Source organism: Lacunimicrobium album (assembly GCF_052161635.1).
Lineage (GTDB): Bacteria > Planctomycetota > Planctomycetia > Planctomycetales > Planctomycetaceae > SXPC01.
On the sequence record NZ_CP197413.1, the window covers coordinates 496,421 to 522,826 of the forward strand.

Consider the following 26,406-nt stretch of genomic DNA (forward strand, 5'->3'; position numbering starts at 1 on the left):
AACCAATGGTCAAACCGCCTCATTTGTTTTCATTTCTGTCGGGGCATGTCCGCTGAGGACACCGCACCAGCGACAACAATCTCACGGCATTACATCAAGCATTCTCTCAAGCTTGCTGTCTTCAAGAGACAGGGCATGCATCACGCTTGGATGAAGGTATCCACCTAGGAAAAGTATGAAAAAGTTAATCGAAGGACTGCGGCATTTTCAGGAGAACCTATTCTGGGAACGGAAAGAGCTCTTTGAACGAAGTGTGTCAGGACAGAAGCCGCAAGCTCTCCTTATCACTTGTTCGGACTCGCGTGTACTCCCGGAGACGCTCATGCAAGCCGATCCGGGCGATTTGTTTGTTGCTCGCAATGCGGGAAACCTGGTCCCACCTCCCGAAAATCAGGGCGGAGAAGCCGCGACGATTGAATACGCTATAGGAACGTTGGGAGTGACGGATGTGATTGTTTGCGGGCACTACCGGTGCGGTGCAGTCAAAGCCTTGCTTGATATTGGCACACCGAACGGAGATTCCCCAGTCGGAGCATGGCTGGCTCACGCGACTGGTACGGTCGATGTTATGAGAGAGAAATATTCTGAACTAGAAGGAGAAGCAAAGTGGGACAAAGCCGTTGAAGTTAACGTGCTCGTGCAACTCGACAACTTGACCAAGCATCCGATTGTTGCAGCAGGATTGTCGGCGGGTACTGTTCGGCTTCACGCTTGGGTTTTGCGATTTGAATCAAGTGAAGTGCTAGCCTACGATGCGTATCAGCAACGGTTTGAGCCGCTTTTAGAGATGCCAATTGTGCATCCCGCACTGCCTTCTGCCGGACTAGACCATGCCACGAAATCGCTCAACTCCCCAAGTCCTGTCTCGAAGAATGCTGAGACCAAACAATCTCCTTCATGGTACCAAGACATATGGAGCGACATTCCCGCCTCCATTGTCGTTTTCGCGGTCGCGTTACCACTATGCGTTGCAATCGCTAAAGCATCTGGAGTTCCCACTGCGTCAGGAATCATCACAGCCGTTGTCGGTGGTGTTGTCGTGGGACTGCTCGGAGGCGGGCCCGTGCAGGTGAGTGGTCCAACAGCGGGACTCATTGTTGTTGTTCTCGGTCTGCAAGAACAGTTGGGAGTTGCGTCGCTAGGAATAGTCGTCTTCCTTGCCGGCTTAATTCAAATTGTCTCCGGATTACTGCGGCTAGGCCAATGGTTCCGTGCGGTGTCTCCTGCAGTCATCCTTGGAATGTTGGCTGGAATTGGGGCCATGCTATTGCTTCAGCAATTTCATGTGGCGCTTGATGATGCACCTGCCAAGACCGCAATCGAAAACTTCCTGGGAGTTCCACGTGCAGTCTTCCATATCTTTGACGGTCACCCTGGCCATCCTGGGCATCTGTCAGCAGCGATGATGGGACTCTTTACCCTAACAATTCTATTATTATGGAAGCGGCTCGTACCTCAGAAGCTGCAATCTGTTCCATCTGTATTAGCTGCGGTAATCGTGGCTACCGCAACTGCTAGTCTGCTAAATCTGCCAATTCAACGAGTTGAGTTCGACAGCGTGAGCTCAGGCATTCATCTGATAAATATTTCATCCACAGAACTCCTGTCGAACTCTGTTGTTTGGCAGGTCGCATTTACCATTGCTCTACTTGGCAGCGCCGAGTCATTGCTGACAGCCGCTGCGCTTGACGGCATGCACTCTGGCGCAAGGACCCGATACGACCGGGAACTCGCAGCTCAGGGAGTGGGGAATGCGGTGTGCGGTGTGATCGGAGCACTCCCTCTCGCTGGAGTCATCGTCAGGAGTGCCGCCAACTTGGAAGCAGGAGCAAAGTCTCGTTGGTCGTCTGTCTTTCACGGCGTCTGGATGCTTTTATTCGTTCTGTTGACTCCTGGGCTGCTACGACTAATTCCAGTCGCAACGCTTGCCGCAACCCTGGTCCTGACAGGATTAAGGCTAATTCAAACCTCTGCCATCCGTGCATTATGGAAAGAGAGTCGATGGGAGGGAGCTATCTGCCTCATCGTCGCATGCACAGTCGTTGTGATCGATCTTTTAACGGGAGTGATTCTTGGAATTGCGCTTTCAGTCGTTCGTCTCATTTATACATTTTCGCGTTTACGAATTCGACAGCGTGGTGATGGTTCAAATGGTCGGATGACGCTTATCCTCGAAGGTGCCGCGACATTTTTGCGATTGCCAAAACTTGCATCTGCTCTTGAGGTCGTACCGCCGGGAACGACACTTCACATCGATTTCAAAAGCCTGAGTTACATCGATCACACGTGTTTAACGCTCTTAATGAGTTGGGAAAAACAACATTCCGCAACAGGGGGGACACTCATCCTGGACTGGGAAACTCTCCGTACGCGTTTCCAATCTGCTACGGCTCGCCCGAGAAAAGAGCGAATGTTCTCGAAGTCAACTCATTCGCGATCTCAATAACTCGAAAAGCATTTGCTCCGCTAGTGAGCTGAATAGTCTGCCTCCGAGCCTAAAGTGTAAAACCCAACAACCACAGCCACAGGATCAATACTCGTGAGCGAAAAAACACACTTGGATATTCAACTGATTCTGCCTGCCATCCCTGATTCTTATGACGCGTGCGTCGATAGGCTAGGGGCGCTATTGGAAGCCAAAAATGGAATAGAGTCAGTGCATCTTTTAAAGAAAGAACACAAAGGAACTGGCCAAATCTGTATCCACTATGATCCAAAGCTCATATCTATTGGCGAAGTCCGCGAACTTGCTCTGAGAGTTGGTGCCGAACTCGAACGTCGATACGGACATTTCTTGGTACGGGCAGAACCGATGCATGCTCGGCAAGCACGTACCCTGGAATCAAGAATCCGCACACTTGAGGGTGTGCTTGAGGCTGGAGTCTCCCCAGCCGGTGTTATCCGTATTGAGTTTGATCTTCAAGTCGTCGAGAAAAAGCAGATTCTCACAGAGCTCGAAAGAATCGGCTGGCGTAAGCCCGAACGACTGAACAAAGATCGTATTTTTCAAAATAGCAATACCCACGACGCCGAAGAAAAGGTTGATGATGAGCACCAACATGGATGGTTAGGTGAGATGACAGAACTGATCTTTGCAGGAATATGCGGAGCCTTGCTTCTTTTCGGGTGGACGCTTTCAATGGCTTCTAGTGCAGAGCCTACGCTCTGGATCGTTTATCTGACAGCGTATGTATTTGGCGGCTTTTTCACATTCCGCGAAGCGTTCGAGAATATTCGCGCCTATCGCCTGGAGATCGATCTTCTGATGCTGGTGGCAGCCGTCGGCGCTGCCACTTTAGGAGCCTGGGCGGAAGGGGCACTCCTATTGTTCTTATTCAGCCTTGGTCATTCACTAGAGCATTATGCGATGGGCCGGGCGAAACGCGCGATTGAGGCCTTGGGTGAACTCACTCCTCAAACAGCGACCGTTCGACGAGAAGGGAGAACCGAAGAGGTCCCCGTCGAGCAACTTCGAAAAGATGATGTCACAATCGTGAAGCCAAATGAAAGAATTCCTGCCGATGGCTTTGTCGTCAAAGGTGAAAGCAGTGTCAATCAGGCACCTATCACCGGTGAGAGTGTCCCGGTTGATAAGAAAGCCGTCGAGAATGCTACACAGGTCAGTAGCAAGCCTGAGAAACTCGGACCGGAATACCGCGTCTTTGCCGGAACAATCAATGGCAGCGGCGTGCTGGAGATCCAAGTCACAAAAATCTCCTCAGAATCTACACTTGCTCGCATAGTGCAAATGGTAAGCGAAGTGGAGACCCAGAAGTCGCCTACTCAAAGATTTACGGATCGGTTTGAACGCTATTTTGTTCCAGCCATCCTGATCTTCGTCGTCTTGTTACTCTTTGCCGGAACGGTAGTTGACGAACCATTTCGAAATTCGTTCTATCGAGCGATGGCAGTGCTTGTTGCCGCAAGCCCATGTGCTTTAGCGATCTCAACTCCCAGTGCTGTCTTGAGCGGAGTCGCGAGAGCTGCGAGAGGCGGAGTACTCGTGAAGGGTGGTCGGCCACTTGAAAACTTAGGCCGACTTAGTGCGATTGCCTTTGACAAAACAGGCACACTCACGGAAGGTAAACCTCGCCTTACCGATATCGAGCCAGCGGAGGGAATCGAAGTCGATTACCTGCTGCGAGTAGCGATCGCTGTTGAGAAGCTCAGCGATCACCCACTCGCTGCCGCTTTAGTGAAAGGTGGTCAGGAGCGCCTGAAAGAAGATTCCAATCTCCAGGCACACGACGTCCAGAGCATTACGGGTCGAGGAGTTAAAGCAACAATCGATGGGGACACAGTCTATATTGGCAAGGACAGTCTGTTCTCCGAAGTCGAAGGAGCGCCCCTCCCCGATTCACTGCGAGCGAAGGTGGAAAGCCTGAAGTCCAACGGTCGGACGACCATGGTAGTCCGGGCAGGTACGAATTATCTTGGTGTGCTTGGGCTTATGGACACACCACGCTCGGCCGCGAAGGAGGTTGTCAGTCAGCTTCGAACAATGGGTATCAAGCGGATGATTATGCTTTCCGGTGACAATCCCCAAGTCGCGAAAGCCGTGGCTGAGCAAGTTGGAATCGATGAAGCACTTGGGGACTTGATGCCAGACGACAAAGTTAATGCGATCAAAAAGTTGAATAGCGAAGATGGCGTCGCCATGGTGGGGGATGGCGTCAATGATGCTCCAGCGATGGCCAGTGCGACAGTCGGAATTGCAATGGGCGCAGCGGGTTCAGATGTTGCGTTAGAGACAGCTGACGTCGCTCTCATGGCCGACGATCTGAAGAAGCTTCCCTTTGCCGTTGGCCTGAGCAGACAAACCAGTCGAATTATTCGTCAGAACCTCTGGTTTAGTCTTGGGATGGTCGCATTCCTCGTTCCTGCAACCGTTCTCGGTTTACAAATGGGTGCGGCAGTGATGTTTCATGAAGGCTCTACTCTGATCGTTGTTTTCAACGCATTGAGACTATTGAAATATCAAGGCAGTTAAACGCCAACGAACGGCGATAATCCATTCCAAAGCCTGTACATTTTCCACAAGGCTGAAACCCAGGAATAAGCTACCTTACTCATTCTTGTCCAACCGCAATAAACAAATCTCAGCTTTTTCACAGGAAATTACTCAATGTCGCATAGATACACTGCCATACACGAATCTGGTCATGCTTTCTTCTGGTACTACGCAGGAGCACCTTTGAACCAAGTCTGGATTGAACGTCAGCCACTTATGGACAGCAATGGAGAAGAAGGCTGGGAAGGAGAGACTGATCCCGGCTTGGTTTTAGAGATTGGACGTTTGGAAGCAATTATGGCTGCCTACGCAGGACCGCTGGCAGAAGCAAAACTACGCCTAATGGACTCTACTCGGCAGCAACTGCAGTTCAATTATCTTGACGACGAAGCTGATTTTGTTCGCGGCATCGCGACTGATTCGGCTAATGGTTTTGCTAACTTGTCGTTTATTGAAAGTGGCAGTGCTGCCATCACTACGCAGCCACTTTTGCTCGCTTCCTTTCGTAGTGATACTGCTGTCGCATTTGAGATCGCAAACGCGGTTGAACGAGATGATGTACTCCCTTGGTGTTGCCGGAGAACAAGAGAACTTTTGGATCTGCCTGCTATCTGGCATTCGATCGTCCGATTCGCGATTCAGCTCGAACTTATCAATACAATTCGCAATCCTGACTTTTATTCATTGATGCACGATTTCTTTGAGCAAGAAACTTCTTCTGCGGCGTATGAGTTATGGCTCCAAAAAAAAAATCTCTTGGGAATGATCAAAGCGATTGGTACACCGTTCAAGGTCGGAATGCGAACAGCTAGCCCTAGAACCTGTTATTGACTTATCCCCTCTGTTTGTCGGATGTTACGTGGATGAACACAACAAGGACGTCAACCTGCCCCAGCCATGTGACCGACGAGCAGTGGGAATTCCTGCTGCCTGACTTAACCCTGATGACCGAAGATGCTCCGCAGCGTGAGTACTCGCTGCCAGAGGTCTTCAATGCCATCCGCTATGTCGTTCGCACCGGCGTGCAGTGGCGCTCCCTGCCCAATGACTTCCCACCTTGAACAGCGGTTTATCAACAGGCTCGTCGCTGGTTGCATGCGGGGGTGTTCGAAGCGATTACCCACGATCTGCGAATCATCGAACGGCTCCTCAAAGAGCGGGACGAAGAACCGTCTGCCGTCATTCTGGATGCTCGCACGCTGCAATCAACACCCGAAAGTGGCTCACGGGCCGGCTACGATGGAGCCAAGAAAAAACAGGGCTCGAAGGTGCATGTCGCGGTCGATACGCTGGGGAATCTCCTGGCCATCACGATCACGCCGGGAAACGAACAGGAACGCGAGCAGGTTTACGAACTGGGGAGAAAACTGCAGGAGTTAACCCGTGGGCGCGTGGAACTGGCCTACGCCGATCAGGGTTACACGGGACCACACGCAACACAGGCCGCAGCGGCTCATGAGGTTGAACTGGAGATCATCAAGCACACCCAAGCCAAGAAAGGCTTCGTGCTGCTGCCAAGGCGTTGGGTCGTAGAACGAACCTTCGGCTGGCTGGGACGTCATCGACGTCTGACGCGCGACTATGAACGCCTGACACAGACTCTGGCTGGTTATCACTGGATCGCTTACCTGGGCATCATGCTCCAGAGAATTGTTGCCTCAAGTGCATAACAGGCCCTAAAAGCTCTTGCGTGTAATTAAGTGGATGCTGACGATCCAAAATCCTTTATACTATTGGGAATTGTACTCGTTTCGCAACTACGACTGCTGAGCGTTTTTCATTCTTCTGATAACTAAAAAAATTGTTGCCACCGGCAAGCCAGCCGGTGACAACAATTGAATCCGAGTGATTATAAGTCTGCTAGGACGTTTCGTTGTATCCAGACAATCTCTGCGACTACCGCATCCTTCCGCTTTTCATGTGGCCCGAGCATTGGACCGCCAACGAGTCCGAGATCGGCCCACCAGCGTCCTTGAGCATCCGGCTCCACGTGGCTGTCGCGCTGGATGTGGGGTGAGCCCAAGGCCGACAAATCGACGTGTTCCTGATAGACCGTCCTGGCTTGACCATCCGGCAAAATAACAAGCTCCATGACGCTACCCCTTTACTGGAGGTTGACGAAGGAGTTGGCGACGCGGACGATCGATCAAGATGCTATCAATCGTATGCTGGACGCTGGTCAGTTCTCCAGCGATCTCTCGACGCAGGACGTCATGGTGACGCAGACTGCGAGCCGGGATGTTGTCCAGGATGCACTCGGCTTCGTGAATGACCGCATCGAGCTCTTCATTGCTTCGCAGATTTAGCTTTTTGAACTTCTGGAAGAACTCCCGGAGATTATCGACCGCGCTATCCCGAAACACCTTCGGCTTCCCATCATGATCACCCGAGAGGCGTTCCGTCAGATGCGACAGCAACTTGTGAAATTCTTCGATGAATGCCGTTTCCGCCAGCTCGACAGCCTGATCGAATCGATCCGCGACCCGTCTGCATTCCCGCTGATAGAGTTCGGGATTGAGTCGACGCAGGTAGTCTGGTGGTTCCACCGACGGAAAGTCCCAGGTCACATGAAATTGTGCCCAGAGACTTGCAGGGTAGTCGTAGGAATCAAACAGTTGTCCCAATCGTTCCTTCGCCGCTCGCTTGAGCTCCTCGAAGTGAAGGTCGAGTTCTTGCACGGCCTCCCGCAGTTCACGCTGGAATCGTTCCATCTGCCTTTGGAACGCGTCGAGGTCGACATGCTTGATCAGCCGGATTCCCGACTCGGGATACGGCAGCGTCAGCGACTTCCAGTATTGCTGAATTTGTCCTTTGATTGCCGTGACGGCTTTGAACTTGGGATGATTGGTGTCCAGCAGCTTCTTACGCGCTGACACAAACTTCGGCTCGGCCTCAAACTGGTCTGCGGCGGTGGCAGTCTGATCGGCAGACAGGGATTTGCGCACCCCCAGCCACGTGAAGGACAAACGAGTCGCGCACATCGTCAGCCGCATTTGCGCGATGGGATCGTGGAGGTCAGTTTCTGGTTCCAAGGTCGTACTCATGTCATTGACTTTCTAGGAATAAAAAAACGCCGCCGATTAACTCGGCGGCGTCAGGATGTCGTAGGGATTGACTGTGAACAATTGAGCCAGGGGCACCATTGTGATGCTGCCATCCGGCTCTTGATTGACCGCGCAGATGACGGGGACAGGTTCTCCCGTCTGAGTGTGCTGACATTCGACGAGCGCCAAGTCGCGATGTTGAGCGGCTAGGAGTAACGTGTTGAAGTTCTGTTGGTATCCAGGTTGCAGGGCCATAACAAAAACACCTCAATTCTGTTCGATGCGGCGCGTCCGCTTACCGTTCGTCGACGGACGACGATTCGGCAGATAGACGGCGCCGGTTTCGGCACACAAACAACGACCACCGATCCACTCGCGTAGAGTAGTGATGGATTCGGCGGCTGTGCGTGCGACTGGCACGACGAGCCGGGCCGCTTCGATCAATGACACCTGCAAGAGTGCCGATAAGCGGCAACAGGCCTTGATCTCCGCCCCCGTCCAATCGTCATCCGCGGGTGTTGGTTCGCTGGGAGCGATGTCGTACTGACGTCGGGCCAGTTGCCAGATCTGTTCCCGTTGAGACGGACCTGGCAGGTCGATGAAGAAAATGGCATCCAACCGTTCGGCGCGGGTGAACTCCGGAGGCAGTCGATCAATGCGATTGGCCGTCCCGATGAAGAACACATCGCTCTGATGATCGGCGAGCCACGTGAGCAGTGTCCCGAACATGCGCGTCGACACACCTGAGTCACCCAGACCGTTGACACCCGATAGGGCTTTCTCCAGTTCATCCACGAAGAGGATGCAAGGCGCCATCGCTTCCGCCAGCTTGAGAGCCTGGCGGATGTTGCGTTCGCTCTCTCCGACCAGCGAGCCGAACAGATTTCCTAGATCGAGTGACAGGACCGGTCGACCGACCTCTTTGCCCAGGGCTTTGCAAAAAGCACTCTTGCCGCAGCCTGGTGGCGAGAGCAAGAGTGTGCCACGGGGTTTTACGGAACGTCCTGGAGCCAAGGCTTTGCGGCAGAAGTCTTTGAGTGCGGACAGACCACCAAGCGATTCAAAAGTCTCTTGACCTCGATCTAACGAGAGAAGATTTTGCTGCTTGAGAGCCTGGGCTTTGAGTTCCCAGATCACTTCCGGACGCAAGGCATTGTGTCGCGTTAGCGACAGGGAAAAGGCTCCCTCCGCTTCGTAGCACGTCATGCCAGAGGCAGACTCCAGCAGGGCAGGTGTGATCTGATTCAGATCTTCCGCACCGAGCAGATCCACAGCCAGTTTTGACAGCTGATGCGGACTGGGCAGCGGATGCTCGATGACAACGAAGAGCTTTTCCAGTTCGACCGGGATCTGCAGCACTGGCGACAGCACCACAAAGAACACCTGCTGCGTCTTGCCGACCTGCAGTTGATTGATCAAGGTTTGCAGGACTTCGGTCGAGCCCAGGAACTTATGGTAGTTGTGGAGCAGTACAAGAAGGGTCTCATTCTCACCGGCGATTTGTGTGGCCGCCTTGATGACAGAGACTGGATCGTCGGCCCGTGGGAGACTGGACTCACCGCGTAAGCCACGCGCCACATCCCAGGCAATGCTACGCCAATCCTCTCGATTGACCAGTTCAAAGATGTCGCGTTCGGCTTCATCGGGTTCGTGAGTCACGATCCAAAGACCTGAGAAGGCCGCGCGAATGTAGTCGGGAAGAATTTCTATAAGGGACGGCATTGTGTAACTCCCGTTGTTTGGTGTGATGTGTGCATGAAAAAAGCCCTCGCGAAGGAGGGCTCACAATAAAAAAACTAGACGGCAGCCGGTTCCGCTACTGATGCAGAAACTGCTCTGATTGAGCAAGCTGTGGGTGGTAGAACTCAGCGGTCAGACGTTCTTGCGTCTTCGTCCCGAGTGCTGCTTCCAGTTCCGCGGTAGCCTTCTGGCAGGATGATCCAGAGAAACCAAGCGTGGCAACGGTCGGCGTGCCTTGCGGCGTGATGGTGACGATGATTTGTGGCATGAAGTCCTCTGAGAGATGCGGTTGATTGGGAAAGCAATTAATTGGTCTGAATCTGAATGCGAATCGATCCGTTCTCCAGCGGTTGCTCGAAGGCCGAATAACCCTGGCGGCGAGCTTCGAGAAGTGTTTTCTCGACGGCGTAGGCCTGTAGAAATTGATCCAGATACCGTTGCTCACCCCAATGGCCTTCAAAGTTATCGTACTGCAGTTCACCAGCCTGGAGATCGCAGACGACGGGGTAGGTCCACGAGTGGAGACGGACAGCAAGGCCAGTCGCGCGTGTTCGGAACAGTTCAAACTCCCCCTGCTCGGCGGGAAGCAGCTGCAGCCGACGACACGCCGCCTGCACAGCGAGTTCATCGCGTATTTGGGTTTTGATGGTGACGATGTGTGACATAAGCATTCCTGAAAAATGAGGCTGCGGTGGTCGATGGAATTTGGCGAGATGCGCGTGACGTCGAGGATTTACTCAAACTACCGACGAAAACGACGGTTTCGTCGGAGACCGACGTTGAAGCCAGAGCGAGAGCCATCGCGTTTTCCGTGGCGGTAAGCCCAGTAGCCGAGGACTCCCATGACAATCAAAAAGGCGAGTGTGTCCATTGTGTGATCTTTCAATGAATCGAACATGAAAACGAAAAAGCCCCGAGAGACCTTCTCTCAGGGCTTTTGATGATTTGGCGTGTGAAGTGGTCAGCCAGCGAGACGACGACCTCGTCGCTCCGGCAAGACCGCGACGTGGCGACTCAATTCCAACGAATCCCAGTCGATAATGCGTGGAAAGCTGTAGGGCTCTGGATCAAAATCCGCATTAATTGGATCAGCCAGGCTGAAACCGAGACGCTGGATTTCGCAAAGCTCTTCGCCGGTCGCCAGGCAGACTGCGGTATCAATGTCGTGTTGGGTCATGAGGTGGTTTTCCTTCGTGGTAAAAGAAAACGACCGCCCAACACGTGTGGGGCGGTCGTTATGAAACGGACCGCCCCAGACACTCCGGGGCTCAACTAACTGACGAAACCAAACAGTCGACTTAAGGGATTCCTCTCAATCTTAGTCGCGACGTTCATCGCTACTTGAGATTTGAGACCCAATTGTTTCCTTGCCAGCCATCCTCCAGGTAATAGGGTTTGACGTAGCTGGCCTCCATCTTCAGCCGAAAATGGAACGGTCGTGAGGCGTCGTATCGTTTGAGCTGGAACTTAAATGTGACCTGCTGATCTTCATTGGGTTGCCAGCTTTCAAAGCTGTATGGAACGGTCACCCAGTGCTGATCTCGCTTTTGGGGATCTTCGTTGACTTCCGCAGTGAGGATGCCATTGTGGATAGCGCCACGCTGCTGGTGCCAAACCAAAACGACGAACTCAGTATCTCCGAAAAACAGCGGTGGCTGAATTCGACCGGAAAATCTGAGCTGCGGGTCGGGCCTCTCATTCTGGTAAAATGAAAACCCAAGAAACGCCACGACGAGAAGAAATATGATGTGTTCGAACTTCATCGAGTATCCTCCTTCACTCTCGGCGACCAGCATCGACGGTGGCGGAGATCGATCCGTCCGATTCGATGACATGAATGGAGGCGGTTTGCTCTTCATCACAGACCCAGGCGAGCACCCGTTCTCCATCTGGCGACAGAAACAGTTGGTGCGCTCGGAGAGGGGCGGGAAGCGCACCTTCTGCGATGGTTCGTCGTCCCTTGGTTTTGAGGTTGACCAGCAAAACTTTGATGCCAGTTTGACCATAAGCACGGCAATGGACTTCCCGCTCCACACCGGGAAAGCGAACCACTTCTAAGGAGACTGATTCCTCTGTTCCCTCGTTGTGTCCATGAATGCGTTCGAAATTCGCTTGTTGCTCCTTGGTGAGTTTGGTGGTGGTAAAGGTTTTGGCGACGGGATCAATGCGAACCTGCCCATGGGGAATCACATACGTCAGCACATTCTTGTCCCAGACTCCCTGAGGGAGTGGGAACAGATTGTGCATGAGTTCGCCTTTGTCGGAGTCCTGACTTCCCATGCTGTTGAGCAGCTCTCGCGAACGCTCATCGAGCTCAATGGGATACTCCCATCCATCCCAGGTCACAAAAAAGAAGAGAGGCTTCTCGAAGGTCAGCTTCATGGCCAGATAGCCCGACCCGTCCGGTACCATGGGAGACACGTTCGCCATCTGAGCCAAGGTGATGGCGGGCGTCGCCGTCTGGAGTTCTTCGAGCTTGCGAGTCTCAAAGTCGTACACAGCAAAGTAGCCCATGGGGATTTCTCCTTTGGTACCACTAAAAATGTCGTAAGGCTGCTGATACCAAATGAGGACTCGCTTGCCTGTGGGGCAATAGTAAACGCTGGTCGGACAAACGCTACGAGCACTTGTCGAGCCTCCCCAGACCGATAAGTCGTTCCACCTGACACGGCCAGTCAATAAGGCCACCGTTCCGAATTGAGCTGCACGAGCCTCGGAGCCGTAGGCAGCATGGGCCACGCCCAGAAACGTTCCGGCCGTATTCACGTCCAGTCGGGCGAGTTGCTGATCTCCAGCAGCAATCAGCGTACGGGCTGCTTTTTTCTCCAGGTCGTACTGGAGAACGCTTCCATCCGCATGGGCGTAGAAGAAACTCTTCGAATCGGGTGCCCAGGTCGGCTGTGCTGTCGGGCCGCAGCCCACACAAGCCAAGCATGGCCAGATCAAAAGAAGACTCAGGTACTTTGAGGGCATGATGAGGCTTTCAAAAAGTGGAAGAAACTTGGCTATCCTTGACGATACGGATAGTCATCAAATGATACTCATAGGCTGCAGACAGAATCGAGGCTAGTTATTCAATCTGTGCGGACTATGGGAAAGAAACCGCCAGACATTTTGGAGCGATTTGGACAGCGCGTCAGAGAGCTACGCCTGGAACGTGAACACACCCAGGAGCATTTCGCCGAGGAATGCGGACTCGATCGAACTTACATCGGAGGGATTGAACGCGGTGAACGAAATGTGGCACTGCGAAACATTGAAGCAATTGCGAATGCACTTGGGATCACCATCTCAGAACTGTTCAACGGAGTTTAAATACTCCAGATGACATGAGCACAGTTCCGACTGAGTGGCTACGGTGATTGATTCTTCGTTTCGCTTGGGGTAACGACTGATACAGTCGATCTGTGATAAGACGACTGGTTGTTAGATCAATGAGTGTGAAACGGACTTGGTATTTGCTTAGACGCTGTCGAAGTTCGCGGGCTGTTTTCGCAGTGATGCCACGGCAGGAACCAGAACCGAAGTAATACTTCATGGACGATCGGTCGCCCGTGCAATTCTCTTCCTGGAAGAAAAGCAGCGCCGCACGAATGAGAGCGAGATCTTTGGCTGTGAGCATCGTCCTTCCTTTATTTTTTCTGATGATGGAATAAAAAATCCCTGCCAGACAAGGATTGTCTGACAGGGTGCTACGGAAATCGCGTGAGAGCTAAGGCTTCTCACAACTTATATGCCACGGATCTGGCTCGAATTTAGCTCATGCCGCCGAATTCATTCCGTCCTCGGTCTCCACGGGTGGTTCCTGAGGTTCAGAAGTCGACCGAGGCTTTCCTTTGAACTTCAAGGAAATGCGGCGAGTTCGACCATCTGGAACCGGTAGGCCGCGTTTTTCGTGCCAGTACTTGATGGAACTGGTTACGGTGTTGCGGTCCATATCAAGTCGTTCGGCAATTTCTGCTAGCAACATCCCTTGATCGTACAACTCCATGACCGCATCGGCTTTTTCCTGATAAAGTGACAAGGTCTGGAACTCCTCTTTCAATTGAAATCGTCGCGCTCGACCGTCAGGTTTTTCTTCACCAAGGGCAGCGAAGGCTTCTTTTAAAATTGCAGTTACACGCGGTCGACTGAGGCCCATGATTCGTCCGATTTCTTTATGGGGTAGACCGTCGTTGTGAAGACGCTTAGCCGTCTCCCATTGAAGTTCGCCTTTCGTTTGAGTTTTGAATTCGATAACGATCTCCTTGATATCTTCAACCACTAGAGAAGACGAATCAGGAGTTTGAAGAAAGCTTGAGTTCCGTATGGTGATGGCAAAACGTCCCTTGAAGAAAGGAGTCTGTCGTAACGGCGCTGGACACAACTCTAAGACAATCTTGCCGTCGACCAGAAGATTCACGAGTGTTTCATTCGCTACCGGGGAATCACTACTCAGAATCTCGCCAATCGATTCGAACTGCTCGCGCAGCCACTCACGAGTAGGCTTAGAATCATGCTTTTCTGAAACCGCCTCCAATTGACGGATGTCGCGTTCAAGCTGCTTCTTCTCTTGCGTCCGCAAATCCAATCGGTACTGAATGACCTCAGAGTTCTGTTTTCTCTCGATAGCGTCCAGAAGCTCTGCAATCGAGGAGTTCAGTTCAGCCAGCTGACGCTTTTTACCTTGAAGCTGATTCGGATAGGAAGCATGGTCATGCTCTCGGCATTTGAGTAAATTCTGATAGGCTTGTGCGAACCATTCGTCATCTGCCACAAGACATCGTAAAATCTCCTGGACAATCATCGACACGGCTAACTCAATTGGAAGTGAGTTTGTCACGCTGCACAGCCCACGGCTTGCTCCTCGACAGAAGAGACGGGTGCCATTCGACTGAAATGGACTACCGCACTCCTTGCATTCACAAACTTTATGGAGGACAGAGCGAGAGACTCGGCCATTATTGTCACGAGTCGAACCATTGAATCGACCACTCTCATTCCGACTCAAGCTGAATTTCTCAGCGTTTTCTTTCAGAATAGTTTGTGCTTTATCAAAGGTGAACTCATCAATGATGGCCAGATCCGGACGGTAGCGAAAATACTTTTCGTACTCGGATTCCGAGCGATAATCCTTGCTGACTTTGCCCGTTTCAGGATCTCGGACGACTTTCGTTTCCCCCCACGACCACTCGCCAATGTACTTGGCGTTCGTCAGGACACTGATCACAAGGCTGTGATTCCACTCTTGTGACGTGGCACGAACATGCTTGGGTACCTTAAGACGGTTGAGTTCTTTGACGATCCACCGAATAGTGCGCCGCTCATCAACAAACCAATAGAAGATCTGTTCGACCCATTGGGCATGTTCTGGATTGATGATGTAATGCTTTCGAGACTTCCCATTGCGAGAATTTTCCGTGCCAGCAACAGCCTCAGAGCCGTAACCAAAACACCAGTCTCCGACGGAATAACCTTGCGCAAGCGCATACTCATGGCCGCGAAAAACGGCTAGGCCTAAGTCTTTGATGTATTGCTCATGTACGACGGAGTAAATCGCGGCCAGAAGCTCCCAACCGGCCTTGTCTGTGTCGATCCCCTCGGCGACACAAATCACACGAATGCCGTATCGATGAACAAGTTTTTTCAAGAGAGGCAAGGTGATAATGCTTTCACGAGCCAAACGACTAAGGCTGTATAAATAAAGCACAGAGAAATCGCCTCGCTCAGCTGCGGCAATCATGTCGTTCAAGCCAGTTCGCTCTCGCTTGGTTCCCGAAATCGCACTGTCAGAAAATTCAAAATCACTGAAAATCTTGTGGCCATTATTAGCGGCAAGATCTCGACATTTTTGTTTCTGCTGATCAATGCTGTCATCTCTCTGTAATTCAGAGCTGTAACGAGCATAACTTGCTGAAATGTCGCTATTTGGGTCCTCTTTTCTGAGGTTACGACGGCGGTTGTGTCGGTGAGTAAGTGCAGATGCCATGCAGGTCTGAAGATGTGGATTTGCTGACCATGCCGACTCCGATTGCTTCTGTAGAAGACAGAGCATAAGACCGCAAATGATTAACAGGGCAATTTGAGAAAAGAGTTTCCGTAACTGAGAGCGTTCTGGCGTTGCCACCTTAGTAGTTCGGGCTTTGAACGCTGAAAGACTTTTCTTGCATCGCTTCGTTTTTTGATGTCGGCATGCCACATCCTTTAGCTTTGGGAAGCGAGCACGGTGTCGATAGTTCAAATTTAGATGCGAGTAAATCAATCCATAAGTCGTCATGAGATTACTTTCTTATGAGGTGGGCAATGCAAACTTGCCCTGTTCAGTGAAAACGGGAAAAAGTACGTGAGCATGATTCAAAATTCGGCGAATTGGTCTCGGTGATAACCTCCTAAACGTGGTAAGAAACTTTTGGCAACGCACGTGCATTGCCCTCCACGCTAGTTAGGGAATTCCGTTGGCCTTTTTTCGACCGATTTAACGTTCTTTAGTGCTTCTGCCATATGAACTTGGAGAAATCTCATGACGACTACAATTTTGCAAAATAATCGACTTGGCTCATTAACTATCGAACCACTATCCGCAGCGGAAAAAGAGTCCAAAGGCATCAGTAAGCTCTTACAAACAAGTTGCGAAGTGAGCTCTTACACCTGGAAACCAGATTCGCGCCTCACATCGTCACTTCCGCAGGACTTTTGCTTCCCAATGATTTGCGGTGTCGATGCGGACACCTCAGAACGTCATTTTCAAGTCCCCAATGGATACTGCGATCTGACGATGATGGGATTCATGGGAGGATTAGCGCTGCTTGAATTTGGTGAAGGTCTTGATGCTGCTGAACTCAACAAGCTTCGACTTCACCATCTGATTTTTCAGCGAGTCGCGAATACCCAAGAGCATTTGGATAGAGAATTTAAAATATTCAAAGATCTGATAGTTGCTGGCGATGATCTTGATTTAAGCCTGTCGCTGGGTTGGACGATCCAGCAGTGGATTTCTGAAAGCACTATGCTCGCCCACAGATTTAACGCCAAGCCGCGTGGCCAGCAAAGCGTCATTCAATGGGGACTGCTGGCATACGCTCTTCAGAATCCTCAGCGACTGGCTGGCAAGAAAGTTGAGAAGCTCGTTCGCTCCTCATTGTTTGCGGAGGCTCCGAAACCACGTGCTACTCCACAAGTCCGGGATTGGGTGCGAGAAGAGATTGAGTTCGATTTTTGGGAAAAATGTGATCGTAGTCAGTCGGAGTTTAATCGGCTCTTTTTCGACCCTGACAACGAACTCATTGGACGAATCGCCCAGCGAAAATGTCCTCACGGGAAGCTCAGCCGAGAAATCGTGAGATGTGAGTTTTTAGACCTTGGTTGGGAAACCTACTTTTCTGTGACGAAGTGTATTGAAGCACAAATGCGAGAATTCTTGCGTTGCCTCCCTGAACCACTATCGAAGTCAGAAATGCAACTGTTTGAAAAGATGTACCTTCCTCAGAGCTATCTGGGAGGTTTACCGTTGGCACTATTGCATGAGCGAATTCCCATCCTGATGGGACTCTACTGCATTGATGCAAAAGATCTTGGTAAAATCGCACTCTACGGAAACAAACCGAATGACTATATTGGAGTAATCTACAAACTGCTCTCTTTATATTCGACGATGGCCAACCGTCGGCGAGAAGCCGACAGGTTATCAAAAAGACGTAAACGAGGCCCGCATTTCACGAAGTTTGATCCCAACATTCATTCTCCGGGAGTTCCGACTGGGCGTCGCAAGGGCGGAATTAAAACTGAGGATTGATTCTGGTTAGATTGTTGAGATTTCCAGCGTTCCCAGAAGAACTTCGATAGATCTGTTGCGAATTGCCGAGCGGCTGGTGTTAACTGGTGTGTGGTAGATTCCGTGACACGTGTCTGTTGATTACTCATCTGATTCCAGGCCTTTCTGTGGAGTTTTTGGTGGTCCTCATAAAAAAGCGATTGTTTAATCGCTTCAGATTATGAGGCCGATGGTTAAGCCATCTCACACCTTATATGCCACATTTTTGGCCTGGATTTAGCTGATGAGCTATGTGCTGATCGGCGTGCTAAACACGACTGACAACCTCCTATGCATGCAAACTCCAATCTTCAAAACACTTGCAAAATGCGGTTAATAGTTTTTTGAGAATTGGAACTCGGCATGTCAGTGTCAGCCAGTACGCCGAGTGAAGCTTTATTCAAAACTGACTGCCCGCAATCTTGACGTTGTCTTTCTCGTCTCAATGGTTTGACTGAGACCGTAGGTTCAAATCCTGCTAGCCTGACTTCGATTTAGCACGGCTCGCCGCGTATTTTCGCAACGAGGCGTTTTTTGTTTTGCTGCAACGACTTACGGATAAGTTTGATAGTTGTCCGTCAGGTTCAAGTTGCGGAGAATACCGGGCATGCGAGAAGGCCCATCTGTCGTAACCTGTTGTTCGATCGTAAGTTGTCGAGTTCAAATCCCGTCGCCAGTTTCACTCAGGAAACCAACAACTTATGCCTTTGTGTTTAGCAATATCTTCCGCATCGGTGTGTCAGACCGAAGCAGATCTCCGAAGTTGGTATTTCTGCCAACGTGCCGACCTTGTCTGGCGATGCTACATTTTGCCCGGCTGCCGCGGTCACCGGCAAGATTTTTCGCCAACTGGATAACGTAACCTCTACGGTCGATGCAGATTTTCCGTTCGATGATGGTTCTGCGATAGGGATCACGTGTGTTTCGATTTCTGATGTTTGCCGTGATGAACTAACAAACCGTTTGGTTGCCGTCTTACAGACAGCGATAGGGCGATCGCTACCGTCGCTTCGTAAATCTGTCAGCTGGTCTCACTTCGTCTATGCCAGCTAGTGACCCAAGACGTCCTTGATCTTCCATTTCGTTTATGACTGGAACAATTAAAACCTGGGCGGGCTGTCGAGCTAAACCAACACAACTTTCCAGCCAAATGCTTCCAGTTCAGCGCGATGGCCGAGATTGACGTGATCTGTATGTAACGCCAGACATAGCAGATCCGTCGGTCGAGTCATTGCGACAAAGATGCGTTTGATTTGGTTTTGAAGCTGCTTGCCTGGGTTTTTCGGGCGTTGTCCGAGCAAAAGGCCCTTTAAGAGCATCGCTTTCAAATGATGAGCATTGATGAAGGTATCCAGAACGAGTACCGCTCGAAGCGTTTCGCCTTTGACGGAATGAATAGTGCCCAGTTCAATTTCAACTGCACCAGCAGTCGTTTTATGAGTGTACACACTCTCCGACGATTTGCCGATCTTTACAGGCGTTGTTTCGTCAGCTGAGTCTGACAAAAAGGCCTTAGCACGTGGATTCCAATGTGATGGGACGATATTTAGTGGAGACAGGTGAGTCAACAGCCCTTGAAGTAACTCATCAGTGAGTAAACCATCGCTTGAAGCCATCTTCAGACAATGCTCCATCAGTTGAGTCTTGAGGCGAAAGTATGCTTTGCGGTCTTTCTGTCGAAGCGAAGACATTAGCCGTGATGGTGTGACTAATTCCCCTTCCAACTTCGCCTGTTGAAGACGAAACGCACGAGAGAGTCCTTCGAGAAGAAACTGTACGGCATTGAATGGCGGCTCGGCTGCAAGCATTTGCTGACGGGCGCATACGATATACCCCGCCAGCGTGTGAAAACGCCTTCGACGAGTTTGCTCGGGAGCACTAAACCCGGCTAGGTAATCACCAACACAACTTGGAAACTTATGCTCATCTTCGCGAGACTTTGTTGTCGCACCGATGGCCTTCACCATCTCTCGCGGAATCCCAATTCCCACCTCATTTGACACGAGTTCGGCGAAAGCCGGCAACACGCCAGCGATCGACTGCTTGGAGAATAAGAAAATGGTGTGTGAGCAGTCTTTGCGGTTTGGATTGCCGATCATGGCCTCCAGTTCACCGACGCAAACGTTCTCGGATAGCTTGGCGATTGATGGACTTACGCGAAAGGACTGCTTCATTGATAGAAAGCCTTCTTTTGGAAAACCATTGGTTTGGCCATCACTGTCTTCCGAGCGATAAATCGCTTGGCGATCATCTCCAATGCGCTGAACGACTGAATGCTCACTAAAGAGAATGTCTAGGATTCTATCCTGCACCGCGATCGTGTCCTGCATCTCATCAATGAACACGAATGGAAACCGTTGCGAGAACTTGACGCTAGGTGTTGGGTGTTGCTCCAGGTGCCGAAGGGCAAGTGCATTCATATCACCGTATCGAAAGAATCCACGTTCAGACATGACTCGCTTGAATCGCTGTATTTCCTGAACAGTATTTGTCTGCTGGCCAAACGGTCGGTTAACTGGGCCTATTGTGGGCAAGTCGAGATCGGCGTTTTGGTATTCGATGTTCGCAATATATGAGACGACATCCTGCCCTGTTTGCTCAGCGACTCTTCTCAGAGCAGCCAGTGCATTCTGATATCCACCAGACTGCTGGGCCGTTTGGAGCAATTCTCGCTGGGCCTCAGCCGCATAGCGGTCATTGTCAATGACGATGGGACGGACACCAAAGTGCTCGATAGCAGCTGGAACTCCCAGAAACTGGTCAATAAACGCTTGAAGCGTCCCAACGAAATGTGGGTACTGATTGAGGGCGTTGAGTTCGGGGAGAGTCGAGAAACCTTTTTGCACCTCGCGTTTTGCGACATTGGTGTGCGAAACTACGCACACGCCTCTGTGACGCCACGGCCATCGGCGCATCAGAATTGCCAGTTTGGCAATTAGAATCGTTGTCTTACCGCTACCTGGACACGCACGGCAATCTTTCGACTCCAGGCACTTCAGAATAGTTCGGCGTTCCGAATCGAAAACGCAACCTAGCTTGTCAGCTACGTCGTCAATGTCAGCGTCACTTATGTTAATCAATGGCATAGGCTATGTCCTCAAGTCGGTGAACTCGTGCCGTTCGCTGGTTGTTTGCCTGTGGCATAGTCAATTGCACTGACTAGATACGGTGGAAGGCGATCGCGTAAGTCGGTTTTCTTTTGACTGAGTAAGGAGGCAAGTGCCTGAGCAGTCTCCGCCTTGGATGCCTGCTTTTTGTAGAGAGGCTCGAACACCGCAGAGGCTATCTGAGCAGGTGTCAAGTTGTCCGATTTCCATTTGTTGAATTCTTTGATTGCATTGCGAATGCAAGCGAAGCGGGCTTCCTCGGATGGAAACGTTCCACTTTTCTTCGACTTTCGCGCAAGGGACACGGCAACATGCATCTCCTTCGCGAGGCCATTAAAAGCGAGGTCGTATTCAAGAGTCCAGACTTCAGAGACAAAAGTTTGGACAGCGCCACCATCATTCTTTACCTTTGTCGCTCGACTCGCCTCGATTTCTTCAGCCAGGTACTCGTTCTCTGCCTTTCGTTCATTCGCTAGATACGATTTTGCTTCTGCCGGCGGTATATCTCGGTCGGCCAGGCAAGCCACTCTAACAGGCATGACTATTCCGTCTTTTCGTTGAAAGATGCGGGAATATCTGAACAGTCCAACGTGCCCAACGTTAACAATCGAGACACCAGCCTGAGTTAGCGAACAACCAATTCGCTCGGCGATAGCAGGCAAGAGCAGAGCTTCGGCATCTCCCTCAACCATTAAGATGCCTCTTGCGAAAAAGAGACTGGCTTTAGTCACATCTAGAAATCGCTCTAAAAACTCGTAATCAGAATTGGCGAGTTTTGTTGCATTGGGGTGAAGTGAGTATGGCTTGCCTTTGTGAAGTATCGTCACGTAACGAAGGCCAATCTTCGAGGCCAGATTGGGGCTATGTGAGGTCACGACGAACTGGATATTTGTCGCGGCATCGTCAGGCGACTTCTTTGCACGCGCACAAAGGAAATCAACGAGCCGATACTGAAACTGAGGATGTAAGTGGGCTTCGGGCTCCTCAATCAGAAGCAACGGCAACTCTGGGTCTGTTCCAGGGGTCAAGGCAAGGAGTTCCGCAGCGATGAATAGTAAGTTGTAAATGCCAAGGCCGCGTGTGGTGCCAGGGGTAGCGTCAGACAGCGATAGTTCTAACCGTTCGAGCACCTGCCTCAGGTCTTGGCCACTTACGCTGATTTGCCCCTTAAGTGGAGAATCACCGATGCTGAATTTTGACAGGTAATGGTCATTCAAATGTTGTTCGGCATTTTGGATAACGGCCGTCTGCCGAATATCGTGGTCTGCCTTTCGTGAAATACCGACCAATGTTTGGGGGGCAGCGGTGGGAACCGCTGGGTCCCAGTCGCATCGATCGTGTTCAGCGATATCGCGGAAAGCTCGCAGCACTTGCGACAAACGAGAGCCTCTCTTCGAAGCTAGTTCGTTGATGGCATCCCGAAGTGGCTTCAAATATGTAGCTTGAAGAAGTTCTCTCGCGTGAGAGTCAAACCGAGTGCCTTGCTCGTCAGTTCCAGCTCGAAAATCAACCTGCACTCGTCGTCTGCGTGGAGAATGATCGGAAGGGGCGAGACGTGTTGCGTTTAGCCTTAATTTCAAGAAATGAGTCGTGGCTTCTCCGGTGCCTTCGACAGATAGCCACTCCAACAGGGCTCCAGCCTCCTCGGTCGATAAGCCACGAAAGGTGCCAGTTATCGTAAGGGACTGCGCTCGCTCGCCATTCGCGATGTGGAAGTCATCGTCGGAGATTGCGAAGTAGTCTGCCGTAGCTGTACCAACCAGGAGTCGAATCGCATCGATGATGCACGTTTTTCCAGAGTCGTTTTCGCCGACAAGCAGGTTGATTCCTGGATTGAGCGCGAGTGAACAATGCTTCACGCTATCGCGAGTTCCGAATAGCCGAAAGTTCTCGATTTCCAGTTGCGCAAGATACATTAAGTCCACCGGGATGAGACTGGTTATTATTTGATATGAAGCGATGATAAGGTGATCAAAAAATACTTGCAATTCAAAGTAGCTGGTTCATTTATGCAGAGAGTGCTTAGGCGAATTAGTCGGCAGTTTTGTTGGTACAGAAACTAAACTGTGACATAATGCGTCGGTCAGATCGACCAACGACTGCCGCTGCAAACAATTTAGCCCATCAGCGACTTAATCCATTGCCACAGCGATACTTCTTGCGTTTGCATTTCATGAACATTGTGACAAAAAAGTTCAATTGGCGTCTTGTCACCCCGACTATTTTGAAGGAAGCACTTAGGCGAGAAGCTCGAAGGGCTTTCTCATTTGGCAGACGAAAACTGCATCCACAAGCTTGCAGGTCAAACAAACGACTTCGATCATGCGCTGCTTGGGTGCATGATATGGATTAAGTCATTGCTCTCGAATCGTTTGTGAAAGTTTAAACGACTCTACTGGGAGATCTGAAACTTCATGATTTGAGCAGTTGAGCTCTTTCACGTTTAACTAAACTGTGCTTCACGGTCGAGTAGCTCCGCTTGCTTCTTCGCAAACGGAGCTGCATCGATCTTCTCATTGAAACGAAGATTCACGATCTCAGCGTCCGCGAAATCTACTTGCAACTGTGCGATTCGTCCTGACGATGCAAAGCTCTGGATCTGAGAATACATACTTACTCCTTATCGCGCCCGACGGAAAGCTTAGATATTCGCGATCCTCGTACTTGACACTAGGTTTCCACTCACCTGTCCAGAACAGATCACTATTTGGCCGAGTCGCTGACGCGACTGGCGATACACTCATCGAAGTTATTCGAGATCTGGTGTGCTGCAATTGCGACGTCAACCTTCCAGATTTCAGCAACACCTTTGGCAGCTCCTCGGACACTGCTCGGACTCGTCTGAGCACCTTTCCAGCGAACAAACGGAGCATCAGTTTCTGTCAAAAGCCGGTCGTGCGGAATAAGACTGATCGCTTCGCATCCAGATTTGGATGAGATCATTGAGGTATTCACGGAGAAGTAGTATCCGTTCTGAATCGCCTTTTCCAAATCTCGCTTTGATCCACTATACCAATGCAAAATGATCGAGCCCGGAAAGTTTGGCCCAATCATTTGAATGACGTCTTTCGCGGCCCGCCGAGAGTGGATTGTAAGTATTTTGTCTTTGCTGTCTGCCGACCTTTTCAGAATCTCATTGAACACTTGGATTTGCAGTTTTCTCTCCTCGGAGTTCGTCGTTACGAAATCAAGTCCGATTTCGCCGACGAACCGAGTAAGGGCGAGCTGTTGCCAAAGTGATTCTAGTTCATTGGAGTGGGTTTTGACTAACTCAGGATGAAGGCCAATCGCTGCGTGAACGTATTCGCTGTCCTTTGCCAGCGCATGCGTGTAAAAGAAAACCGACGGAGCGTTTGTGACCGCAATCACATGAATTCGTTGCTCGGCGGCTTCGTTAACAGCTTTTTGCGGATCGGGTAGCAGATCAATATGGCAGTGGGCATCGACAAATTCGGTGATGCTGCTGTTCATTTCGTTAGCTTCTTTCGGGGACGCAACAGTCGCGATAGCTCGTCCATACCACGAGAGTATGCGTCCGCGTATTCGCCGATCTCATCTGAAGGCAACTCGCCAGCCGACAGCACGTCAAACATTCGCTGCCGACGCGTCCGCGAATCATATCGATCGAGAGCAATAAGGACAGCTCGTAAATCGCTGCCCTTTTTCTGCCGATATGGCGGTGGATTTTTTACGACGTCTATCGCATACGTCGCATCCTGAACTTTTGCGGCCTTCGTCGATGCACGTCGAATTAAGCAAGGGACGCAATACCCACAATGTGTTCCTGGTTTCATGCCTTGCCAGCGAGCGGTCTCCGAGTGAGCACAAGACATTGACTTCCGAACACATTTCTTAAGCACCTGTGGTTCAAGACAGTTCGCTAACATTTCGCCTTTTGTCAAAAATCGATACGGAAGAACCACTTCGTTGTGGATGCCGAGTTGAGACGCGAATTTTCGAAAAAGCGCGATGAAGTATGGATGTGTGGTGCGGGTACTCAGACTGCCTGTTCGCGAAAACGTGAATGGCACATTCAACGAAATCAATGCGTTTTCGGGAACGTGCAGTGGAACTTCGTCGCCAAGGATGTTCGCCGCCGCCAATCCAAGAGACAAGAACAGAAAAGAGCGCGAACGCATCGTCGGTTCATGTTGAGATGCACCAGCGGATCGAGGTGGCTGTAGGTAGCAAAGCGCAGACTGGAACTGCTCCGGAAACGACTCTTCCAGAATTGTCAGGAGCCTATCTTGGAACGTGTTTGTCATTCCGGCCCCGTAATGGCCGATCAACAGTGGTCTTTTTTTTGCTCCTATCAAATCTAACATGCCAACCAACGAATCCAGTCCTCCGGAAAAGAGGCAAACCGTATCATGTTCGAGCTTGTGCTCAATCCGGACTGCCTTGGCAGGTTTCGGCCGTTCGCGTAGGTGAAGATGCCAAGCATCCCCACTCAGAAAGTTCATTGCATCACGAAACACGGGTTCCGCTTTCTTCCATTGCTTTCGATAGGAAGTCGGAAAATAGATGTGAAGCTCCCGCGACCAGCCATCATCCGAGTGAACACGCGGCACGGACAAATCCGTGCAGAACACGCATGATGCAAGTTGTAGCAGGTCGAGAACGATTCCAGTCGGAGGCGTTTCAAATAGAGTCTCGAACTGATCGAGAATGTTTGTCCGAAGAGAGCGAGCATTCCCTGGATATTCAAAATGAAACGCGATAAACGCATCACCCTCCGGGATGTCTGGTAGAAAGTCATCACTTTCACCTACACGAATCACCACGTGCCATTTCATTCAACATCCTCCAGCAGGGAGTACGCCTGGTTAAATACGTCGTCAACGAAGCGACGCCCCGAGAACTCTTGCCATTTCAAGCTGAGCAGGTCGACGTCGCCACTTTTGAGATGCACGACATCGCGGACAAACTGCTTAACTTCCCGCTCAAGCTTCGTTGCATCTTGTGGACTAACACTTCCGCGCTCAATACTTTTTCCGAGTTCTTCGATCCAGCGGTAGTAAACGTACAAACAAACGAATTCTTCGGTCGCGTTGCGGACGTCATCCGCTGTCATAGTGTTAATTTTCTCAGCACCATCTTCAATGGCGACTTTTTGTTCGAAGAGATGCTCGAAAACATCACATACCGCTCTACGGGATATTGCATCATCAAGATTGGAGCCTGCGGGGGCCACGGAATTGACTATTGCCGTGAACATTTCGTTTGCGTTTCGACCGATAACAGAGCGCAAGCCGATTGATTCAAGTGCTTGATCCCATCCAGACCTCGCGACAGCGGATAGAAAATTTCCGGCGCTGCTAAGCGTTCGACGCGCGGAAGTCGCCGACCGAGAAGCCGCTCGCGCGCCACCTTTGGCCGCGACATAAGTTCGCGAAGCTTTTGCGAAACCTGACCTTCCTCCGCCTCCAGTTGAATAGCGGGTCAGCGATGATTTCGCAGCTTGCCAGGGTCGCGGAGTCTTCTGAGGCGAGACAGTTGGCGTCTGAATTGGGGGTTGAGGAGTTGCCGGCGCTTGAGGCTGCGGATTCGCCGGTAATGGAACTTGTGGCGCAGTAGACGGCAATACTGCCGTCGGATCTGCTGATGGTGGAATTGGCGTGGGTACATTTGGTAACTGCCCGGGCGGAAGTGCCCACGAAGGTAGCAACCGTTGCCGATCTCCTGGTCCGCCATACGATTGAGAAGTACCCATCG

The 26,406-nt window shown here is 51.0% G+C and carries 22 protein-coding genes and 1 pseudogene; 6 read left to right on the plus strand and 17 right to left on the minus strand.

The window, feature by feature from the left end; genetic code table 11:
• Positions 1 to 175: 175 nt before the first annotated feature.
• From SH248x_RS01965 to SH248x_RS01980, 4 genes and pseudogenes are all read left to right on the plus strand, one after another.
• Positions 176 to 2,446, plus strand: coding sequence for a SulP family inorganic anion transporter (locus tag SH248x_RS01965; protein ID WP_459556834.1), 2,271 nt, complete (start codon positions 176 to 178; stop codon positions 2,444 to 2,446).
• Between the two features lie 93 nt (positions 2,447 to 2,539).
• Positions 2,540 to 4,990: a heavy metal translocating P-type ATPase gene (locus SH248x_RS01970; RefSeq protein ID WP_459556835.1), complete on the plus strand. Its 2,451-nt coding sequence runs from the start codon at positions 2,540 to 2,542 to the stop codon at positions 4,988 to 4,990.
• 204 nt (positions 4,991 to 5,194) lie between these two features.
• Positions 5,195 to 5,842 (plus strand): hypothetical protein, encoded by a 648-nt coding sequence (locus tag SH248x_RS01975; protein WP_459556836.1) that lies wholly within the window; start codon positions 5,195 to 5,197, stop codon positions 5,840 to 5,842.
• Positions 5,843 to 5,874: 32 nt separating this feature from the next.
• A pseudogene (locus SH248x_RS01980) lies at positions 5,875 to 6,681 on the plus strand (IS5 family transposase).
• Between the two features lie 179 nt (positions 6,682 to 6,860).
• Here SH248x_RS01980 and SH248x_RS01985 read toward each other — a convergent pair.
• The 10 genes from SH248x_RS01985 to SH248x_RS02030 form a co-directional block, all read right to left on the minus strand.
• Positions 6,861 to 7,103, minus strand: coding sequence for a hypothetical protein (locus tag SH248x_RS01985; RefSeq protein WP_459556837.1), 243 nt, complete (start codon positions 7,101 to 7,103; stop codon positions 6,861 to 6,863).
• A 4-nt stretch (positions 7,104 to 7,107) separates the two neighbouring features.
• Positions 7,108 to 8,055, minus strand: coding sequence for a hypothetical protein (locus tag SH248x_RS01990; RefSeq protein ID WP_459556838.1), 948 nt, complete (start codon positions 8,053 to 8,055; stop codon positions 7,108 to 7,110).
• A gap of 36 nt (positions 8,056 to 8,091) precedes the next feature.
• Entirely contained in the window at positions 8,092 to 8,310 is a 219-nt protein-coding gene (locus SH248x_RS01995) for a DUF6117 family protein (RefSeq protein WP_459556839.1), read from the minus strand.
• Between the two features lie 12 nt (positions 8,311 to 8,322).
• Positions 8,323 to 9,777: an AAA family ATPase gene (locus SH248x_RS02000; RefSeq protein WP_459556840.1), complete on the minus strand. Its 1,455-nt coding sequence runs from the start codon at positions 9,775 to 9,777 to the stop codon at positions 8,323 to 8,325.
• Between the two features lie 94 nt (positions 9,778 to 9,871).
• Complete coding sequence (locus SH248x_RS02005) at positions 9,872 to 10,063, minus strand: DUF2997 domain-containing protein (protein ID WP_459556841.1); 192 nt, start codon at positions 10,061 to 10,063, stop codon at positions 9,872 to 9,874.
• A gap of 37 nt (positions 10,064 to 10,100) precedes the next feature.
• A complete protein-coding gene (locus SH248x_RS02010; RefSeq protein WP_459556842.1) occupies positions 10,101 to 10,460 on the minus strand; it encodes a DUF1257 domain-containing protein in 360 nt (119 codons plus the stop codon).
• Between the two features lie 77 nt (positions 10,461 to 10,537).
• Entirely contained in the window at positions 10,538 to 10,666 is a 129-nt protein-coding gene (locus tag SH248x_RS02015) for a hypothetical protein (protein ID WP_459556843.1), read from the minus strand.
• Between the two features lie 90 nt (positions 10,667 to 10,756).
• Positions 10,757 to 10,972 carry a hypothetical protein gene (locus SH248x_RS02020; RefSeq protein WP_459556844.1) on the minus strand — a complete coding sequence of 72 codons (216 nt, stop codon included), beginning with the start codon at positions 10,970 to 10,972 and terminating at the stop codon, positions 10,757 to 10,759.
• 160 nt (positions 10,973 to 11,132) lie between these two features.
• Positions 11,133 to 11,558: a hypothetical protein gene (locus SH248x_RS02025; protein WP_459556845.1), complete on the minus strand. Its 426-nt coding sequence runs from the start codon at positions 11,556 to 11,558 to the stop codon at positions 11,133 to 11,135.
• Positions 11,559 to 11,571: 13 nt separating this feature from the next.
• Complete coding sequence (locus SH248x_RS02030; protein WP_459556846.1) at positions 11,572 to 12,768, minus strand: hypothetical protein; 1,197 nt, start codon at positions 12,766 to 12,768, stop codon at positions 11,572 to 11,574.
• A 117-nt stretch (positions 12,769 to 12,885) separates the two neighbouring features.
• Between SH248x_RS02030 and SH248x_RS02035 the strand changes: the two genes are divergently transcribed.
• Positions 12,886 to 13,110 carry a helix-turn-helix domain-containing protein gene (locus SH248x_RS02035; protein ID WP_459556847.1) on the plus strand — a complete coding sequence of 75 codons (225 nt, stop codon included), beginning with the start codon at positions 12,886 to 12,888 and terminating at the stop codon, positions 13,108 to 13,110.
• A gap of 445 nt (positions 13,111 to 13,555) precedes the next feature.
• Here the strand turns inward: SH248x_RS02035 and SH248x_RS02040 are convergent, their stop codons facing one another.
• Positions 13,556 to 16,051: a recombinase family protein gene (locus tag SH248x_RS02040; protein ID WP_459556848.1), complete on the minus strand. Its 2,496-nt coding sequence runs from the start codon at positions 16,049 to 16,051 to the stop codon at positions 13,556 to 13,558.
• Positions 16,052 to 16,294: 243 nt separating this feature from the next.
• Between SH248x_RS02040 and SH248x_RS02045 the strand changes: the two genes are divergently transcribed.
• Positions 16,295 to 17,566 carry a hypothetical protein gene (locus tag SH248x_RS02045; RefSeq protein WP_459556849.1) on the plus strand — a complete coding sequence of 424 codons (1,272 nt, stop codon included), beginning with the start codon at positions 16,295 to 16,297 and terminating at the stop codon, positions 17,564 to 17,566.
• Between the two features lie 1,142 nt (positions 17,567 to 18,708).
• Here SH248x_RS02045 and SH248x_RS02050 read toward each other — a convergent pair.
• The 6 genes from SH248x_RS02050 to qatB form a co-directional block, all read right to left on the minus strand.
• A complete protein-coding gene (locus SH248x_RS02050; RefSeq protein WP_459556850.1) occupies positions 18,709 to 20,670 on the minus strand; it encodes a P-loop NTPase family protein in 1,962 nt (653 codons plus the stop codon).
• 11 nt (positions 20,671 to 20,681) lie between these two features.
• Positions 20,682 to 22,607 (minus strand): ATP-dependent nuclease, encoded by a 1,926-nt coding sequence (locus SH248x_RS02055; protein ID WP_459556851.1) that lies wholly within the window; start codon positions 22,605 to 22,607, stop codon positions 20,682 to 20,684.
• 527 nt (positions 22,608 to 23,134) lie between these two features.
• Entirely contained in the window at positions 23,135 to 23,302 is a 168-nt protein-coding gene (locus tag SH248x_RS02060) for a hypothetical protein (protein WP_459556852.1), read from the minus strand.
• A 92-nt stretch (positions 23,303 to 23,394) separates the two neighbouring features.
• Complete coding sequence (qatD, locus tag SH248x_RS02065) at positions 23,395 to 24,162, minus strand: TatD family hydrolase (RefSeq protein ID WP_459556853.1); 768 nt, start codon at positions 24,160 to 24,162, stop codon at positions 23,395 to 23,397.
• The gene (gene qatC, locus SH248x_RS02070) at positions 24,159 to 25,487 is read right to left on the minus strand and encodes a Qat anti-phage system QueC-like protein QatC (RefSeq protein ID WP_459556854.1); all 1,329 of its coding nucleotides are present in this window, start codon (positions 25,485 to 25,487) and stop codon (positions 24,159 to 24,161) included. Before qatC ends, qatD begins: the two co-directional genes overlap by 4 nt.
• Positions 25,484 to 26,404 carry a Qat anti-phage system associated protein QatB gene (gene qatB / locus SH248x_RS02075; RefSeq protein WP_459556855.1) on the minus strand — a complete coding sequence of 307 codons (921 nt, stop codon included), beginning with the start codon at positions 26,402 to 26,404 and terminating at the stop codon, positions 25,484 to 25,486. The genes qatC and qatB overlap by 4 nt, the downstream gene beginning before the upstream one ends.
• Positions 26,405 to 26,406: the final 2 nt, after the last annotated feature.

Bases quoted from the DNA above. Each gene is read 5' to 3' on its own strand.
- SH248x_RS01995 (WP_459556839.1), bottom strand. From the start codon at position 8,310: ATGGCCCTGCAACCTGGATACCAACAGAACTTCAACACGTTACTCCTA.
- SH248x_RS02015 (WP_459556843.1), bottom strand. From the start codon at position 10,666: ATGGACACACTCGCCTTTTTGATTGTCATGGGAGTCCTCGGCTACTGG.
- SH248x_RS02035 (WP_459556847.1), top strand. From the start codon at position 12,886: ATGGGAAAGAAACCGCCAGACATTTTGGAGCGATTTGGACAGCGCGTC.
- SH248x_RS02040 (WP_459556848.1), bottom strand. From the start codon at position 16,051: ATGACGACTTATGGATTGATTTACTCGCATCTAAATTTGAACTATCGA.
- SH248x_RS02050 (WP_459556850.1), bottom strand. From the start codon at position 20,670: ATGCCATTGATTAACATAAGTGACGCTGACATTGACGACGTAGCTGAC.
- SH248x_RS02025 (WP_459556845.1), bottom strand. From the start codon at position 11,558: ATGAAGTTCGAACACATCATATTTCTTCTCGTCGTGGCGTTTCTTGGG.
- qatD (WP_459556853.1), bottom strand. From the start codon at position 24,162: ATGAACAGCAGCATCACCGAATTTGTCGATGCCCACTGCCATATTGAT.
- qatB (WP_459556855.1), bottom strand. From the start codon at position 26,404: ATGGGTACTTCTCAATCGTATGGCGGACCAGGAGATCGGCAACGGTTG.
- SH248x_RS01990 (WP_459556838.1), bottom strand. From the start codon at position 8,055: ATGAGTACGACCTTGGAACCAGAAACTGACCTCCACGATCCCATCGCG.
- qatC (WP_459556854.1), bottom strand. From the start codon at position 25,487: ATGAAATGGCACGTGGTGATTCGTGTAGGTGAAAGTGATGACTTTCTA.
- SH248x_RS01985 (WP_459556837.1), bottom strand. From the start codon at position 7,103: ATGGAGCTTGTTATTTTGCCGGATGGTCAAGCCAGGACGGTCTATCAG.
- SH248x_RS02045 (WP_459556849.1), top strand. From the start codon at position 16,295: ATGACGACTACAATTTTGCAAAATAATCGACTTGGCTCATTAACTATC.
- SH248x_RS01965 (WP_459556834.1), top strand. From the start codon at position 176: ATGAAAAAGTTAATCGAAGGACTGCGGCATTTTCAGGAGAACCTATTC.
- SH248x_RS02005 (WP_459556841.1), bottom strand. From the start codon at position 10,063: ATGCCACAAATCATCGTCACCATCACGCCGCAAGGCACGCCGACCGTT.
- SH248x_RS02020 (WP_459556844.1), bottom strand. From the start codon at position 10,972: ATGACCCAACACGACATTGATACCGCAGTCTGCCTGGCGACCGGCGAA.
- SH248x_RS02060 (WP_459556852.1), bottom strand. From the start codon at position 23,302: ATGTATTCTCAGATCCAGAGCTTTGCATCGTCAGGACGAATCGCACAG.
- SH248x_RS02010 (WP_459556842.1), bottom strand. From the start codon at position 10,460: ATGTCACACATCGTCACCATCAAAACCCAAATACGCGATGAACTCGCT.
- SH248x_RS02000 (WP_459556840.1), bottom strand. From the start codon at position 9,777: ATGCCGTCCCTTATAGAAATTCTTCCCGACTACATTCGCGCGGCCTTC.
- SH248x_RS02030 (WP_459556846.1), bottom strand. From the start codon at position 12,768: ATGCCCTCAAAGTACCTGAGTCTTCTTTTGATCTGGCCATGCTTGGCT.
- SH248x_RS02055 (WP_459556851.1), bottom strand. From the start codon at position 22,607: ATGTATCTTGCGCAACTGGAAATCGAGAACTTTCGGCTATTCGGAACT.